Genomic DNA, 16,333 nt, shown 5'->3' on the forward strand with positions numbered 1-16,333 from the left:
GACATTGGGTTTGGGTTAGTATATCAAGACGATATATTTTTCCTAGGTATACGTCGGCAAGCCAGAATGCGATTAAGGCAAGTTAGTAACATTAGGCTACACTTTGCTGTGCGATGAACTTGTCACCGCACTCGGTGGCGTGTATAAGTTGTTATAAAAAAGTGAGCGCAGAGTGTTGTTTTGATATGAGACAAGCTTGAAACGGCTAATGGTTTAGTATCTAAATCCATTAAGTTATAGTCGCCACGCTTTACGATTCACTGTCCTTGGGGGGCTGCATTGAAGTTGATGTATAAACTGGTGTCGGCGTTATTGTCATTGTGCAGCGCTATGGTAACTGCTACAGAGCTTCCTAATTACGTGTTTTCGGATCACAGCGCAGTGATGCTCGTAATTGACCCAAATACGGGAAAAATTATAGATGCAAATGCCGCCGCTGCAGAGTTTTATGGCTACAGTGAGTCTCAGCTGGAAACCATGGCCATCCAAGACATTAATACCTTCACTGCCGAACAAGTGGCTAATGAGCGCCAAGCTGCCCTGAATGAAGGAAGAAGCTACTTTATCTTTCAACATCGTCTCGCCAGTGGTGACCTCAAAACGGTGAATGTTCACTCCTCTCCATTTGAAGATAAAAACGGTCAAGCTCGGCTGTTGTCCGTAGTGCAAGATTTAAGTAAGCAACGAGCGCTGCAGCAAGAGCTTTGGCATTATCAAGCGAACCTAGAACAGCAGGTGATGGTGCAAACCGAAGAGATCAAACAAGCCAATATGGTCAAGGTGATCTTACTTATTACCGTGATCGTGGTCTTGGTGGTATCTCTGGTCATCTTAGTCTTTACATTACTGCGCCTGAAACGCTCTAACCAGCGCGCCCAAGCACAAGGGGCCAAACTTGAGGCCATTTTCCACAGTATCAATGTTTATTTGGTGTTTACCGATGAAAGCCATTGCATCAACAGTGTTAACCAAGCGGCGATTAACGACTTTGGCGACATTAGCGAGTTAAAGTCACAGTCTATCTATGCTTTATTTGACGTGCTGGATGCCGAGCAGCTGCTCGAAGCCGGCGAAGTTGAATGCCAGTTGCATCAGCGCTTTGGTCATCGTGATGTTCGAGTCTCTTGTACCCCAGTTGTCAGCGACAGTGAGCAACAGCTAGGGTTTATTTACGTTATTCAAGATATAACTGATGAGCTAGAAGTCGAGCGTGAGCAGCGTTTGGCCAGCACTGTGTTTGCAACGACCACCGAAGGGGTGTTGGTTGCCGACAAACACAATTATATCCAAATGGTGAACCGAGCCTTTAGTGAAATCACCGGGTATGGCGCTCATGAAGTGATTGGCAAAACGCCGTCGATACTAAACTCCGGCCGTCATGATAGCGCTTTTTTCCAGCAAATGTACGAGGACCTTTATAACCAAGGTCACTGGGAAGGTGAAATTTGGAATCAGCGTAAAAATGGCGAGGTGTATCCGAGTTGGTTGCAGGTGTCTGCGGTGTTTAATGAAAGCCGCGAAATCGATATGTACGTTGCACTATTTAGTGATATCACCTCACGCAAGCGTAATGAGCAACTGATGTGGCAGCAGGCCAATTTCGATAGTCTCACTGGGCTGGCAAATCGCCATCATTACCACATCAAGTTTGATATGGCACTGAAGCGCGCTGCGCAGCTCGAAGAGCGCATTGCGGTGTGCTTTATTGATCTTGACCGTTTTAAAGCCGTTAACGATACCCTTGGACATCATATTGGTGATTTGCTGTTAAAAGAGGCGGCTAGCCGTATTCAAGACTGTGTGCGCAGCTCCGATACCGTGGCCAGACTCGGCGGCGATGAGTTTGCCTTGTTATTGCAAGATATTGAAAGCTTTTCTGATATTGAGAGTGTGGCGGCAAAAGTGTTGCGCGCACTGGCCAACCCTTTTCATTTAGAAGGTCACGAGGCCTATGTATCAGGGAGCATGGGGATCACCTTATACCCAGACGACGGCAAAGACCGTAAGGTACTATTACGCAATGCCGATAGTGCTATGTACAAGGCTAAAGAGCATGGTCGTGATTGTTATCAGTTTTACACCTCAGCCATGCACCAGCATGCCCAAGCACGCAGTGTATTAGAAGGTGCGCTGCACAAGGCTTTGTCTAATCGCGAGTTATCTTTGGTGTATCAGCCTATATTTGGCCAACGCGGTGAGGGCGGCTTGAAAGGCTGTGAAGTGTTACTACGCTGGCGCAGCGAATTACTTGGCTTTGTGTCACCGGATGAGTTCATTCCTGTGTCTGAGGAGCTGGGGTTAATTATGCCTATTGGCGAGTGGGTATTGTATCACGCGTGTTCACAAGCAAAAGCATGGCAGGACAACTATGGCGAACAGTTTTTTATTGCCGTAAATGTGTCCAGTGTGCAATTTAAACGTCAAGACATGGTTGAGATCGTGAAAAAAGTACTGCGCGATACCAAGCTGGCGCCACACTGCCTAACGCTAGAAATTACCGAGTCGGTGCTGGTGGAAAACTCAGACAAAATTCTTGAGCAGCTGATTGCCCTTAGGGCGCTGGGCATTGAATTGGCCATTGATGACTTTGGCACTGGGTATTCTTCGTTAAGTTATCTGAAGCGCTTTCCACTCTCAAAGCTGAAAATTGACCGTTCTTTTATCAATGACTTACCAGAGGATGAAGAAGACAAAGCACTGGTCAGCGCCATTATTCTAATGGCCCATAAGCTCAACTTAAAAGTGATTGCTGAAGGGGTGGAAGCGGTTGAGCAATGTGTTTTCTTACGTGAACTCGGCTGCGATTTTACCCAAGGGTACTTTCACTCAAAACCAATTAGTGACAGTGAGTTTGAGCATCATATTTTAGACGCTCAGTTTGAGCGGATCAGCTAACGGCTAATCACACTTGTGCGTTTTACATAGCTCGCTGAGGGCGACTTTGGCCTTAGGGTTGTCTTGAGCGGCTGAGCGTTTAAGCCATTTCACTGCTGCGGTAAGGTCTTGTTCACCTCCTTCACCGTCACGTAGCATGGTAGCGTAGTTATATTGCGCCCAAGCATGGCCTGTTTCTGCGATGCTGGCAAACATATCTCGTGCGGTGACAAAATCACCCTGCGAATAAGCGTAAATGGCCTCTTGGTTTTGCTGTTGAATCTTGGGTCCATGGTATTGAATTTCAGGCTCTTTAAAACGTTGTCGCACCACGCCGCCAAGCGCATGGGTGCCCACAGGACGGTGTACTTCTAAGATCACCTCATCGGCTAGCAGGCTGGTTAACTGCTGACGCGCTAATGTTTTCGGTTGCCGCTTGAAGTAGTTATCGGTCATCAACATACTGACGCGAATGTCCATGGTGATTTTGCGCATGCTACTGTAGGTATAAGCGCTCTCTTTGGCCTCGATTTGCTGCTCTTCAACTGCTGTGATTTGCAATACCCGCAATTGCGTTTGATATTGCTTGTCACTGAGTTTACCGACGTCATAGATAATCAAGTCGTCTACTTCAGGGGCTTTTAGCAGGGTTTGGTACTTAGCTTGCGTGGCTTGGTGCTGAAAGTACAAATAGCAAGTGATGAGCAGGGCGACCAGTAGTATGAGGTAAGGCTTAAATCGTGCGACAAAACTAAATACCCAGTCGTAACCATTAATCAGTCGTGATGCTACTTGCATAGTGTCTTCCTAGACGAGAGTTAAGTGAGTTTCGAGGAAATGACTTCAGAGTAGAGTAGCGAGAGAAGAGGGACAAGCACCATTGCCCCTCAGTTTTGTAACAAACTATTTGCCAGACATGGTTCGCTTGGCATCTGCAGCCATTAAAGCAAATACAGCATAGGCTGCGGTATTTTGTTTTAGCTTTTCTGGGTCAACCTTATCTAAGGTGTCGTCGGCTGTATGGTGGTAATCGAAGTAGTCGGTACCATCTTGATGTAAAGCGAAAATTGGCGCTGACGTGGCGTTTTTGAGTGGAATAAGATCCGGCCCGCCATGGGCGCCGTTTTTGCCAATATACTTGACTCCAAGCGGCTCGAGTTGCTTGGCGATGGCTCTGACGACAGGGAGTGAGTGAGCATCCACATTCGATTCAAAAGCATAGACAACATCGGCGCCAAAGTCCGACTCCGCGGCAGCGACAATATTATCCAGCTCACCTTGATGTTGCTTAAAGTAGGCTTTGGCACCCCAAAGGCCCAATTCTTCAGCCGCAAACAGCACCACTCGAATACTGCGCTTGGGACGTTTTACATCGGCAATGTGCTTTGCTGCTGCCATGGTTAATGCCACACCTGCACCGTCATCCAATGCTCCTGTGCCTAAATCCCAAGAATCTAAGTGGCCGCCAATTAACACGTATTGCTGAGGTAATTCGCTGCCGGTGATCTCACCAATCACATTATAGCTGGTGCCTTCACCAAGATCTTCGGTTTGAATGTTCATTTGCACTTTGACGCGGTGACCGCCATTGATCAGGCGCTCCAGCTGGTCGGCGTCGGGGTTGGCGACAGCCGTGGCTGGGATCTTCTTAACCCCTGCTTGGTAATGACTACCACCGGTATGGGCAAAACGGTGAGCACTGGTGCTGACAGAGCGCATCATATAGGCAATGGCGCCTTTCTTGGCCGCTTCTACCGCGCCAACGCCCCGAGCTTTCACTGCAGGGCCGTAGCCGTTACCATCAATATCGCGATTCATACGGTAGTTAATAAAAGCGATTTTGCCATCAAGGCTGCCGTCAGGCGCTGCGATTAATTCGTCCAACGTCTCAAACAGCACAACCTCAGCGCTGAGGCCTTGCTCTGGTGTGCTTACACTGTTACCTAATGCCGTTAGGTGCAGAGGTTGCTCACTGGGGCTAAGGATAGTGGCGGACTCATGATAGCGACGCCAATGGGGAAAAGTGGCTTCTTCTACCCACACTTTATCAAACCCTAAACGCTCGAACTGTGCTTGCGCCCATGCGACCGCTTTTTTGTCGTTTTCAGTACCGGGTAATCGGGGGCCGATTTCGGTGGTTAACTCACTGAGCAGTTGCCAGCTTAGTGAGCTGTCTTGAGCCGCTTGTCGCACTTGGGCAACTTGCTGTAATTGCTTGGCAGTAAACTCTTCGGCCACAGCTTGGCCAAAGCCAGCGGCAAATAATGTCATCGCAATAACGGAGGTAAACTTCATAATGATCCTTGGTCTGAGGTGTAAATCGTCGATATTAAACCATAAATCACCGTTTCTGTCTGAGCTATACGATAATACCCCAGAGGCGAGCAACAGAGGGTTAGCTGTTCTGAGTATTTATGATTAAAATGGAGGCCTAGAAAACAGTTAGGAAATCACAGTGGCAATATCTTCTTTTTCTCAATTGGCGTTGCGCCCAGAGTTACTGCAGCGACTTGCTGATTTAAACTATGTACTGCCGACAGCCGTGCAAGCAATCAGCCTACAGCCAGCACTGGCAGGTGAAGACTTAGTGGTGAAAGGGAAAACGGGCTCGGGAAAAACCTTAGCTTTTACCCTGGCACTGCTGAATAAACTGCGCTGTGATGCTACTCATGTACAGGCACTGGTATTATGCCCAACCAGAGAGTTGGCCGAGCAAGTCAGTGTGGAAATAAAGCAAGTGGCGGCGCTGATTGCTAACGTGCGAGTGTTAACCTTATGTGGGGGGATGCCAATTGGTGCCCAGGTAAGTGCCTTAAAGCAAGGCGCGCACATTGTTGTGGGGACTCCAGGGCGCGTTGAGGAGCATCTGCTCAATGGTGCGCTGATGCTTAGTGAAGTGGATACTCTGGTGTTAGACGAAGCCGATCAAATGTTAGACATGGGCTTTATGGAAACCTTAGATAGCATTTTGGTGTACTTGCCACCAAATCGTCAGAACTTGATGTTTAGCGCCACCTATCCGGAAAAAATTATGCAGGCTGCTAAACGCTTTATGGCGTCTCCGCAATTGCTGGAAGCCAATGAGCAGCCAAGCCACAGTAATATTAAGCAAGTTTTTTATAAGCTCGATAACAACAAGATGCGCTTTAATGCCCTGCGAGTGCTGCTGGCCCAGCATCAACCACAATCGTGTATTGTGTTTTGTAATACCAAAGTGGAAACCAAACGACTATTTTCAGAGCTGCAACAAACTGGCCTCGCCTGTGTTGAATTACATGGTGACTTAGACCAAGGTGAGCGCGAATGGTCACTGTTATCGTTTGCCAATAAAAGTGCCAACATCTTAGTCGCCACCGATGTCGCTGCCCGAGGTCTTGACGTTGAAGCCGTAGACTTAGTCGTTAATTATCATCTGGCGTTAGAGCCGCAAACCCATGTTCATCGCATTGGCCGTACAGGGCGAGGAGAGCATAAAGGGCTGGCTGTGTCTTTATTCGGTGAAAAAGAAATGTTCAAAGTTGAACAGTTACAAAGCCTATTTCAGCACCCGCTAGAGCAAGGTAAGCTACCCAGTCATACGTTGTTAGATAAACCAGCTTACAAGCCAAATATGGTGACCCTAATGATCGCCGGAGGCAAGCAACAAAAGTTGCGTAAGGGTGATATCGTTGGTTGCTTAACTGGGGAAGAGGGGATCAGTGTTAAACAAATTGGCAAGATCAACATCTACGATGTGCAGACTTTTGTGGCGGTAAAACGCGAAGCAGTCAAGCCAGCCTTACGGAAATTAAACCAGAGTCGAATTAAGAACAAGCGCTTTAAAGCAATGCGAGCTTAAGCGCTTCATACTCATCTTGTAACTCTTTGAAGCGTTCTTCATCCCCCGCTTTGTCGGGGTGGTGTGCCAGAGCAAGTCGGCGCCAATATTTGCTCAGCTTAGCCCGATCGTAGTGCTCTGGTAACCCCCACCTTTGTGCAATGGCGCCAATGTCGACATTTTTTGCTGACACCAAAGGCTGTTGTTGGCCAAATCGGCGCCAAAAGTTATCTAAAAGTTCGGCGACTTCAGCGCTACTGGTTTCGTAGTTTTGCCAATCGAGATAATACTCTCGTAGTGGGTCTGACTGGCTGATATTCACTTGGCTCGGCTCTTTGTCTAAATAAACATTAAGTGCGGCAACATGCAAATACTGTTGTTGCTCTGCCAGCTCGCCTTGTAGCGTATACAAGGCGTTCATGATGAGAAAGTTACGCTTAAATAAGTCTTTATTGGGGTCATCGTCGAGTTGTGGCAGTTGTTGTTGGCGCATGAGTTCAGCGGCAATGGTGTGCACTTTTAATTGCTCAGATTGGCAAATTAGGTTGAAAATAGCGTCTACAAGCGGATTGAACATTGTCGCCCTATGTTTGTTGGTGTATCTTCACAATACCACGTAGGTTAAATGATCGGCAATGGAGAACAGGGATGGAGTTGAAAAGCTGGGGCAGGTTATGGTCTCGCACTGTAATTTACGGGTTATTTGTCTCTAGCGCCTACATTCCCACATGGACTTACGCCACAGAGCTCGATCTCAGTCAGCTAGAAACACTAGAAAGCTGGCAGCTACAACAACAAGCGGGCTTGGAGTGGTTGGCCGACAAGCAACTCAGTGCTGAGCAAAGAGCTGAGCTGTTACTCACCCTCAGTCGTCTGCCATATCAACAAAATAATTTTCGCGATGCGCTTAAGTTTCTCACACTGTTAGAGCAGCATACTAGTGCCAATAAGCTTAGTGATAACTATTTCAAGGCATTAAAATTACAAGGGATATGCCACTTTTATTTAGGTCAGTATCAAGACGCCATCGACCTCTATGAGCGTGCCTTAGCGGTTGCACAGCAGCGTCAAAACGCCATTGAAATTGCCAACCTCCGGAGTAATTTGGGCTTGGCCTTTTTCAAAAGCCATACCTTAGACCAAGCTCTGGCGCACTTTCTTGAAGCCGACGCGCTTTACCAACAGTATGGAGATGCGCAAGACCAAGCTGATATTTTACTCAATATTTCTGGTGTGTATATTCGCCAAGCAGCCTATGACAAAGCAGAGGAAATGTTACAAACGGCATTACAGGCGTTTGGTCGCTTAGGGGATGAGTATGGTGAAGCGCTGGCTCAGGCTGATCTGGGGGTGCTGTATACAGAAACCCAACGCCCCGAGCTTGCAAGAGCTTCCTATCAAGCTGCCATCGATTATTACGAACAACAAAATGATATTCGGCATTTATCCTATGAGTATGTCAATTTATCCAAGCTGAGCTACTCGCTTAACGCTTTAGAGGAGGCGGAAAAAGAGGCCAATTTCGCGCTCTATTATGGTGAAAAGGCAAATAACCCAGCCAACTTAATGGAAGCCTATTTTGCCTTGGCCAAAGTGTTATTTGCACAATCGCGCTTAACCCGTGCTCTGGATTACGCTCAGCAATCACTGGCTTTAAGTCAGCAGCTTGGCGAGCAAAGAAAAGAGTCTGCGTCATTACGATTGTTGGCTTTGATTGCAGCCGCAACAGGGAACATCGCGCTCTCTAGAGACTATCACCAGCAATACCTTGCTCTGCAAAGGCGGCTAATGAGAGACAGCGTGCAACAGCGCATAAATGATTACCGAGCTAAGTATGAGGCCAGTGAATTAAGCCGGGAAGTGGAGTCGTTGAAGCAAGCGCAAAAGTTACAGAGTTTAAAGGAACAGCAAAAAAGTCAGCTTCTCATGCTCAGTGCCATTATAGGCCTATTAACGTTATTGAGTGGTTTTGCACTGTATCGTCGTCGGTCTGAGCAACAAGCCAAACTTGAGTTAACGAAAAAAGTCGCTGAGCGCACGGCACAGTTACAGCAAAAAGCGGATGAACTGAAAACCGCAAATAGCGTAAAAAGTCAGTTTTTAGCTAACATGAGTCATGAGATAAGAACGCCTTTGACCACGGTGTTAGGTCATGCTGAAGATCTACTGACAGGGCACACTTTAACTCCCGAGGCCACTCATGCGGTAAAAGTGATGCATGCTCAAGGCTGCCATCTACGAGACTTAGTCAGTGATATTCTCGATCTCAGTAAAATTGAAGCGGAGCGTCTTGAGCTTGAGCCGAGTGAGTTTTTGTTAAGCAGTTTATTAGCGGATCTTGGTGATACCTTTCAACAGAGCTGTGAGAATAAGTCACTGGACTTTATCGTGGTCAATCGACTGGAGGACAATGCCTGTGTACGCTTGGATTATATTCGAGTAAAGCAAATATTAATTAACCTACTCAGCAATGCCTTAAAGTTCACAGAGACCGGCCGCATTGAGCTTCATCTTACGTCTACTCAGCAAGGGCTAGCGTTTACTGTTATTGATACCGGAATTGGCATGAATGAACAGCAAGTAGCGCGTATTTTTGATAGTTTTCAGCAAGCAGATAACAGTATCACTAGACGTTTTGGAGGTTCTGGGCTTGGGCTCAGCTTATCCAACAAACTTGCTCAAATGATGGCGGCAGACATTCATGTTACCAGTGCACCAGGCCAAGGAAGCACCTTTACATTTGCGCTCCCTTGCCATCTATACCGTATGACAGAGAGTAACTTCTCGGATCCCTCTCCTGGTATAAATGAGCCGCTCACTGGCAGTGTGCTAATTGTCGAAGATCATGTTGAAAATCGTCAGCTGTTTGCGCGTATGGTAGCGCGGTATGGTCCGTCGGTGAGTACGGCTGAAAACGGCAAACAAGCGGTGGAATTATGTTTGAGTCAATTCCCCGACTTAGTACTGATGGATATTCAAATGCCTGATATGGACGGCTTAGAGGCGTTGAAAATTCTTCGTACAGCCGGTTATAACCAGCCAATCTATGCCCTCACAGCCAATGTGCTGAGCAATGAAGTGCAGTCATATATAGCCGCTGGCTTTAATGGCCATATTGGTAAACCGTTTAGCAAAAAAGAATTGTTGGCTGTGCTTAAGGACAATTTGCAAGTAGCTGAACAGGGAGAGTTAGGAGATATTCAAGTGGATCTTTCCGATCTCAGAGACAGCTTTGCCAGTACTTTTGAGCAAGAACGTTATTTGGCGATTGATGCATGGCAGAATGAAGATTGGCAAGCGCTGCAGGGACTGTGTCATAAGCTTGCCGGTGCCGCGACTATGTTTGGCTTTACTGCGCTGGCGAAAGTAGCTAAGTCGTTTGAGCTGGCGCTAACGCAGCAAAACGCCGAGCAATATCAAAGTCTGTTTTTGGCCTTATGTGATGAGCTGGGGGCCAACTCGACAACCATTATAAGCGATTAAAACAGCTCAACCTCATTATTGTCTGACTGCGGCTCTGCAGCATCTGGCTCTTCGTCCGTTACTAATCGTGCCAGGTCTTTCCTGGCTTCGGTATTTAACGGCGCTTCTGTCACCTTAAATAAGGACAGCTTCTCTTGAATGCTTTTTGACAACTCAATAAGATCGCGATTGGACACGGCTTGTATTTTCGTGCTCGATAAGGCATCAGAGTTAAGCACCACCATGGATTCGACACTCTCTTGGGCTTCGTCAGAGGCACGCTTTTGTTCGCCGACCTGCTGGTGGATATTTTGCGACATCTGGTTAATTGACAGCATGGCTTTTTCTATTTCATCGACCTCGTTGGTGGATGCTTCGCTTAACTTGACTGTGGCATCCGTTTCTTCTAGAGCTGCCTGCATTAGCTCATACACTGCGTCGGTGCCGGATTGAATTTTGGCAATAACCTGGCTTACTTCTTTAGTCGATTGGCTGGTTCTAGCTGCTAGGCTTCTTACTTCGTCGGCTACGACGGCAAAACCGCGGCCAAGTTCACCCGCTCGTGCCGCTTCTATCGCTGCATTGAGGGCTAACAAGTTGGTTTGTTCGGCAATGGCATTAATTACTTCGATAACCGAGCTTATTTCATTACTATCTGCTTTTAAAGCTTCTATTTGCTCATTGGTCTTTTTGATGTTGTCTGCAAGTGACAGCAAACTCGTCTGACTTTTATTGGTGTCTTGGCGAGTCTGCTGAACGGCATTGGTGGCATCTTCTACCGAGTGATGAATTTGCTCAAGGCTTTCATCCAGTTGTGAGGATACTTCCAACACGGCGGCGATAGATTGCGCTAAATGTTGGCCATGAGAATGTTGCAATGTTGCCTTTTGTGTCATCGACGCATAGGTGTCTTTGAGGCTGTCTGCCATGGGATAAAGGCGTGAGGATGAGTTATATACTTCGCCTATAATATGCTCCATCACCGCAAAACAGTCATTCATCACTAGACAGGAGTGAGGAAGGTTACGATCTTGCTCATCAAAACGATACGTTAAATCGACTCCTTCTTCATTCACTAGACGGTTGGCAAGCTGCTGGAATTGTTGTTCGGTACTGGCTTTGCGACTTATAAAAAAATAATGACCAGCGCTGGAAACACAGATTACCGCAATTATAGTGAGCAGTTGCCAACTCGTTTCAGACATCAGTGTTAGCGCTATAACAGCGGCAATACAATTTAACAGCGCGGTAATAATAATGAGGCGATTCTGCTTCATGTTGATCCCCACCAACGGTATTCTAATTTCAAGTTTGCGTTCCTTTTAGTTGCTCATTTAATGGCGGCAGGATGATGCTATGTTGAGTTTGCAACATTTTGATCCTGCGAATAAAACAGCCAAAAATACAACCACTAGATAGGTATAGTTCAAAAACGGCTGGAGGGCGAGGTTTATTGCTAATTGCTATAAAAAAGAAAAAAGCCAGCAGTTGCTGGCTTTTCATTGTAAAGAAGTGCTACTTACGGCGCATGGAGTCAAAAAACTCGTTATTGGTTTTGCTCATTGAGAGCTTATCAATTAAGAATTCCATGGCATCGATTTCACTCATTTCATGGACAATCTTACGCAGAATCCACATTTTTTGTAATTCGTCAGTCTTAGTGAGAAGCTCCTCACGACGAGTACCTGAACGGTTAAAGTCAATAGCTGGGAAGACACGTTTTTCTGCAATCTTACGGTTTAGGTGCAGCTCCATGTTACCTGTGCCTTTAAACTCTTCGTAGATGACTTCATCCATCTTAGAGCCAGTATCGATGAGAGCCGTAGCGATAATGGTTAAGCTGCCGCCTTCTTCAACATTACGCGCAGCACCGAAGAAGCGCTTTGGTTTGTGCAATGCGTTGGCATCAACACCACCGGTTAACACCTTACCAGATGATGGAATAACCGTGTTGTAAGCACGCGCTAGACGAGTGATGGAGTCGAGTAAGATCACCACGTCTTTTTTGTGCTCGACTAAACGTTTGGCTTTTTCAATTACCATTTCCGCAACTTGAACGTGACGGTTGGCCGGCTCATCGAAGGTAGATGCGATCACTTCACCTTGTACCAAGCGCTGCATCTCGGTCACTTCTTCAGGACGTTCATCGATAAGCAATACCATTAGAGTGGCGTCTGGGTTGTTATAGGTAATCGACTGGGCAATGTTTTGTAGTAACATGGTCTTACCCGCCTTCGGTGGCGCAACAATCAGTGCCCGTTGACCTTTACCTATTGGCGATGCGAGATCTAATACTCGCGCGGTGATGTCTTCTGTACTGCCGTTACCGCGCTCCATGACCATGCGTTCATTAGCGTGGATTGGCGTTAAGTTTTCAAATAAGATCTTAGTACGAGAGTTTTCCGGCTTGTCGAAGTTAACTTCATTGACTTTTAATAGCGCGAAATATCGTTCACCATCTTTAGGTGGTCTTATCAAACCACCGATAGTGTCACCGGTACGCAAACTAAAGCGTCTAATTTGGCTCGGAGATACATAAATATCGTCTGGACCTGCGAGATAAGATGCTTCTGACGAACGCAAAAAGCCGAAGCCATCTTGAAGAATTTCTAAAACGCCGCCGCCATAAATGTTTTCGCCGCTTTTGGCGTGCGCTTTCAAAATAGCAAAGATTATATCTTGTTTTCTTAAACGAGCTACGTTTTCAAGTCCCATGGACTCAGCAAGTTTTACAAGTTCATTGATTGACTTGTCTTTTAATTCGCGTAAATGCATATTGGTGGGTTCTTTATTACAGTTGTCATTCCCGTTGGTTTCACGAGAGAGGTTGATTTGATAATGCTTATAAAGGTTTGTGGCTTTATAAATTAGCAGCTAGGCGACGGGTCGTCCAGTGTTTATACAAATTTAATTGTATAAAATCTTGACGGGATTTGGCAAGTCGTCGTGGATAGATTTGCACGACGACTATAATGGTATGAATTATAGGTTATTTTCTAGGAACTCAACCAGTTGAGTTTTAGAAAGCGCACCTACTTTCGTCGCAGCAACTTGGCCGTCTTTGAACAGCAGCAAAGTTGGAATGCCACGGATACCATATTTTGGTGGAGTGCCAGCGTTTTGATCGATATTAAGTTTACCAATCGCAACACGGTTACCGTGAGACTCCACTACCTCATCAAGGATAGGCGCAATCATCTTACATGGACCACACCACTCAGCCCAAAAGTCGACCAATACAGGTTTATCAGATTTGATCACATCTGCTTCGAAGCTGTCATCAGTTAGTTGAATAATTTTGTCGCTCATTACGCTCTCCGTTAGAATTAGGCGAAATATTTAGTGCGTATTTAAACACTCTTGTTTCTTATTGCAAGTTTAAACGTTATGCTTTATTGCTATGACTAAGACACATTTGACCAATAAAAAGTTTTCTGACTTTGCTTTAGCACCGGAAGTGGTCGCCGGTTTAGACGAGAATGGCTTTGAATTTTGTACGCCAATCCAAGCAAAGTGCATACCTTATATCTGTGAAGGCCGCGATATAGCTGGCCAAGCGCAAACTGGTACGGGCAAAACCCTCGCGTTTTTGACCGCGACCAGTCATCGCCTAATGCAGACTAAAAAGGAACAAAGTACGCAACCTCGTGCAATCATCATGGCACCGACTCGAGAGTTGGCAATTCAAATTCATAAGGACGCGCAAATTATTGCGCCACATTGTGGTCTTAAGCTCGCCTTAGTATATGGTGGCGAAGATTACGAAAAACAACGGGCGCAATTAGAAAAAGGTGCAGACATTCTAATTGGTACCACCGGGCGACTTATCGACTTCTACAAACAAGGTGCGTATAACCTTAACGATATTGAAGTAGTGGTATTAGATGAAGCAGACCGCATGTTCGATCTTGGCTTTATCAAAGATATTCGCTATTTATTTAATCGCATGCCGGGCCGTGAAGAACGCTTGAATCTACTGTTTTCTGCAACGCTGTCTTACCGCGTACAGGAATTAGCATTTGAGCACATGACCAACCCGATACACGTGCAAATTGAGCCAGATGTAAAAACGGCTAAGCGGATCCAAGAAGAATTATTTCATCCTTCAGTAGCGGACAAAATTCCTTTATTACTAACGCTAATTGAGGAAGAGTGGCCTGATAAAGCAATCGTGTTTGCCAACACCAAACATAGCTGTGAGAAAGTCTATGAATGGCTTAAGGCCGATGGCCACCGTGTGGGACTACTAACCGGTGATGTTAACCAGAAAAAACGGCAGTCAATTTTGGCGCAGTTTACGCGTGGCGACATAGACTTATTAGTTGCAACAGACGTCGCAGCTCGAGGGTTACATATTCCAGAAGTAAGTCACGTATTTAACTTTGATTTACCGGACGACAGAGAAGATTATGTCCACCGAATTGGTCGTACCGGCCGTGCTGGTGCTTCAGGCCATGCCATTAGTTTCGCGTGTGAGCAATATGCTTATAACCTTCATGAAATAGAAGAGTATATCGAACACAGCATTCCGGCATCTCACTATGATAAGTCGGCACTCTTGACTGACTTAAAAACGCCGCAATTTAACAAACGTCGCAGCTCTGGTCATGGTAATAGTAGACACCGGAGTGGACGTAAAAATAGCGGTGGCTATAGAAAGCCACAGTCAAAATAGACTGGAACTAAAGTTGTAACGCCCTAGGCGATTTGTTGAGGTTTAAATAGTGGTTAAAACTGCTGTAAAGGAAGATATCTTTGCTGTTATAGACTTAGGGTCAAACAGCTTCCATATGCTTATTGCTAAGCACATGGCTGGAGGTATCCACACCATTGGTCGAGTGAAAAGAAAGGTACGCTTGGCTGCCGGACTCAATGACCAAAATGAGTTGTCTACACAAGCCATGCAACGGGGATGGGAATGCTTAGCATTATTCGCCGAGCGGCTACAAGACATTCCACACGCTAATGTCAGCATCGTTGCTACGGCAACTCTACGCCTAGCGAGTAATGCCAAAGTATTTATTAGCGAAGCGGAAAAAATCCTTAATCACAAAATCAATGTGATCAGTGGCGAGCTGGAAGCTAAGACAATTTATAAAGGGGTGGCCCATACCTCGGCTTGTCAGGGCAAACAGCTGGTAATTGATATTGGTGGTGCGAGTACCGAGGTCGTTATCGGTAAAGGATTTGATGCTTTACTGTATAAGAGCCTCAACATGGGGTGTGTTACTTACTTAGATCGCTACTTTCAAGATGGTAAGTTGAGCGACGCTAATTTTAACGCCGCCATTGCTGCAGCTAAAACTGTAGTACAACCTATCCAAGACGATTATCAACAATTGGGCTGGGAAATTGCAATTGGTGCCTCTGGTACGGTGCAAGCAATCCAAGAAATATTTGCCGCAATGGGGGAAAGTGAACAACTGACCCTAGCGAAACTCAATGAAATAAAAACCCAAGCGATAGCATGTGAAAGTATCACAGCGCTATCCTTACCGGGTCTTATAGAAGAGCGTCGGTTAGTTTTTGTTTCTGGTTTAGCCATTCTCATTGCGCTGTTTGAGTCGTTACATATTACCGCTATGGGGTTGGCTGGAGGCGCGCTACGTGAAGGCGTGCTTTATAGTATGATCCCAGACTTTCAAGCGGTAGATATCTGTCAGCGAACCTTAGATGGGTTTATCCAACGTTACCATGTTGATCAAGAGCAAGCGTTACGCGTGTATGAGGTGGTATCAGCTATGCTCTCACAAGTGGCAACAAATTGGTCACTAGACACCTCTAGCTGCAGCCATTTGGTTAAAGCCATTGCCTATTTGCATGAGATAGGCTTGCTGATTGATTATAAGCAATACCATCGCCATAGTGGCTATATCTTAGCTAATACCGCAATGCCTGGTTACAGCCGAGCCGAAAAAGACACTGTTGTTGCGATAGTGAAAAACCATCGTGCAGATCTACTTTCTAAAGATTTCGAAAAGCTAGGCAGCGAAGTTGAAACAGCAAAGTTATTGTGTGTACTGGTGCGGTTAGGCGTATTGTTATCCATGCGTAGAAAAGACGATGTATTACCAAAGGTAGAACTCATCACTAGCGCTAACACACAGCGTAGCTTAACAATACAAATGCCAACCGCTTGGTTAGCAGCACACCCATTGATGCTAGCTGAGCTTACGCAAG

11 protein-coding genes (1 of these 11 only partly in view) are annotated in these 16,333 nt (G+C 46.1%); 5 read left to right on the plus strand and 6 right to left on the minus strand.

The annotated features are described in order from the left end of the window. Window positions 1-288: 288 nt before the first annotated feature. Window positions 289-2,895: a sensor domain-containing protein gene (locus R3P39_RS14090; protein WP_336569323.1), complete on the plus strand. Its 2,607-nt coding sequence runs from the start codon at window positions 289-291 to the stop codon at window positions 2,893-2,895. 3 nt (window positions 2,896-2,898) lie between these two features. On the opposite strand, the gene R3P39_RS14095 is transcribed toward R3P39_RS14090, so the two are convergent. Both R3P39_RS14095 and R3P39_RS14100 read right to left on the minus strand, forming a co-directional pair. Next, window positions 2,899-3,672 (minus strand): tetratricopeptide repeat protein, encoded by a 774-nt coding sequence (locus R3P39_RS14095; RefSeq protein ID WP_336568222.1) that lies wholly within the window; start codon window positions 3,670-3,672, stop codon window positions 2,899-2,901. A gap of 105 nt (window positions 3,673-3,777) precedes the next feature. Continuing rightward, complete coding sequence (locus R3P39_RS14100) at window positions 3,778-5,145, minus strand: M20/M25/M40 family metallo-hydrolase (protein ID WP_336569324.1); 1,368 nt, start codon at window positions 5,143-5,145, stop codon at window positions 3,778-3,780. A 184-nt stretch (window positions 5,146-5,329) separates the two neighbouring features. Between R3P39_RS14100 and dbpA the strand changes: the two genes are divergently transcribed. Further along, the gene (dbpA, locus tag R3P39_RS14105) at window positions 5,330-6,712 is read left to right on the plus strand and encodes an ATP-dependent RNA helicase DbpA (RefSeq protein WP_336568223.1); all 1,383 of its coding nucleotides are present in this window, start codon (window positions 5,330-5,332) and stop codon (window positions 6,710-6,712) included. Here the strand turns inward: dbpA and R3P39_RS14110 are convergent. Further along, complete coding sequence (locus R3P39_RS14110; RefSeq protein ID WP_336568224.1) at window positions 6,693-7,268, minus strand: DNA-J related domain-containing protein; 576 nt, start codon at window positions 7,266-7,268, stop codon at window positions 6,693-6,695. The two genes, dbpA and R3P39_RS14110, sit on opposite strands and share 20 nt — an antisense overlap. 71 nt (window positions 7,269-7,339) lie before the next feature. Here R3P39_RS14110 and R3P39_RS14115 point away from each other — a divergent pair, with 71 nt between their 5' ends. After that, on the plus strand, window positions 7,340-10,174 hold the full coding sequence (locus tag R3P39_RS14115) for a tetratricopeptide repeat-containing hybrid sensor histidine kinase/response regulator (protein ID WP_336568225.1): 2,835 nt from the start codon (window positions 7,340-7,342) through the stop codon (window positions 10,172-10,174). On the opposite strand, the gene R3P39_RS14120 is transcribed toward R3P39_RS14115, so the two are convergent. The 3 genes from R3P39_RS14120 to trxA form a co-directional block, all read right to left on the minus strand. Further along, entirely contained in the window at window positions 10,171-11,430 is a 1,260-nt protein-coding gene (locus R3P39_RS14120; protein WP_336568227.1) for a methyl-accepting chemotaxis protein, read from the minus strand. The two genes, R3P39_RS14115 and R3P39_RS14120, sit on opposite strands and share 4 nt — an antisense overlap. A 238-nt stretch (window positions 11,431-11,668) precedes the next feature. Continuing rightward, a complete protein-coding gene (gene rho / locus R3P39_RS14125; protein ID WP_336568228.1) occupies window positions 11,669-12,928 on the minus strand; it encodes a transcription termination factor Rho in 1,260 nt (419 codons plus the stop codon). A 207-nt stretch (window positions 12,929-13,135) separates the two neighbouring features. Continuing rightward, window positions 13,136-13,462 (minus strand): thioredoxin TrxA, encoded by a 327-nt coding sequence (gene trxA, locus R3P39_RS14130; RefSeq protein WP_336568229.1) that lies wholly within the window; start codon window positions 13,460-13,462, stop codon window positions 13,136-13,138. Between the two features lie 91 nt (window positions 13,463-13,553). Between trxA and rhlB the strand changes: the two genes are divergently transcribed. Together rhlB and gppA are read left to right on the plus strand one after the other, a co-directional pair. Continuing rightward, the gene (rhlB, locus tag R3P39_RS14135) at window positions 13,554-14,828 is read left to right on the plus strand and encodes an ATP-dependent RNA helicase RhlB (RefSeq protein WP_336568230.1); all 1,275 of its coding nucleotides are present in this window, start codon (window positions 13,554-13,556) and stop codon (window positions 14,826-14,828) included. Between the two features lie 49 nt (window positions 14,829-14,877). Continuing rightward, on the plus strand, window positions 14,878-16,333 hold the 5' portion of the coding sequence (gppA, locus tag R3P39_RS14140; protein ID WP_336568231.1) for a guanosine-5'-triphosphate,3'-diphosphate diphosphatase. The gene runs 53 nt beyond the window's last position; the window shows 1,456 of its 1,509 coding nt (coding positions 1-1,456); its start codon is at window positions 14,878-14,880; its stop codon lies off the right edge, out of view.

The organism is Pseudoalteromonas sp. UG3-2 (assembly GCF_037120705.1).
Classification (GTDB): Bacteria; Pseudomonadota; Gammaproteobacteria; order Enterobacterales; family Alteromonadaceae; genus Pseudoalteromonas.

What these genes read in the sequence shown, in the direction of transcription:
- R3P39_RS14110 (WP_336568224.1), bottom strand. Translation starts at nt 7,268, where the DNA reads ATGTTCAATCCGCTTGTAGACGCTATTTTCAACCTAATTTGCCAATCT.
- R3P39_RS14100 (WP_336569324.1), bottom strand. Translation starts at nt 5,145, where the DNA reads ATGACATTATTTGCCGCTGGCTTTGGCCAAGCTGTGGCCGAAGAGTTT.
- R3P39_RS14095 (WP_336568222.1), bottom strand. Translation starts at nt 3,672, where the DNA reads ATGCAAGTAGCATCACGACTGATTAATGGTTACGACTGGGTATTTAGT.
- trxA (WP_336568229.1), bottom strand. Translation starts at nt 13,462, where the DNA reads ATGAGCGACAAAATTATTCAACTAACTGATGACAGCTTCGAAGCAGAT.
- rhlB (WP_336568230.1), top strand. Translation starts at nt 13,554, where the DNA reads ATGACTAAGACACATTTGACCAATAAAAAGTTTTCTGACTTTGCTTTA.
- R3P39_RS14120 (WP_336568227.1), bottom strand. Translation starts at nt 11,430, where the DNA reads ATGAAGCAGAATCGCCTCATTATTATTACCGCGCTGTTAAATTGTATT.
- rho (WP_336568228.1), bottom strand. Translation starts at nt 12,928, where the DNA reads ATGCATTTACGCGAATTAAAAGACAAGTCAATCAATGAACTTGTAAAA.
- R3P39_RS14115 (WP_336568225.1), top strand. Translation starts at nt 7,340, where the DNA reads ATGGAGTTGAAAAGCTGGGGCAGGTTATGGTCTCGCACTGTAATTTAC.
- R3P39_RS14090 (WP_336569323.1), top strand. Translation starts at nt 289, where the DNA reads ATGTATAAACTGGTGTCGGCGTTATTGTCATTGTGCAGCGCTATGGTA.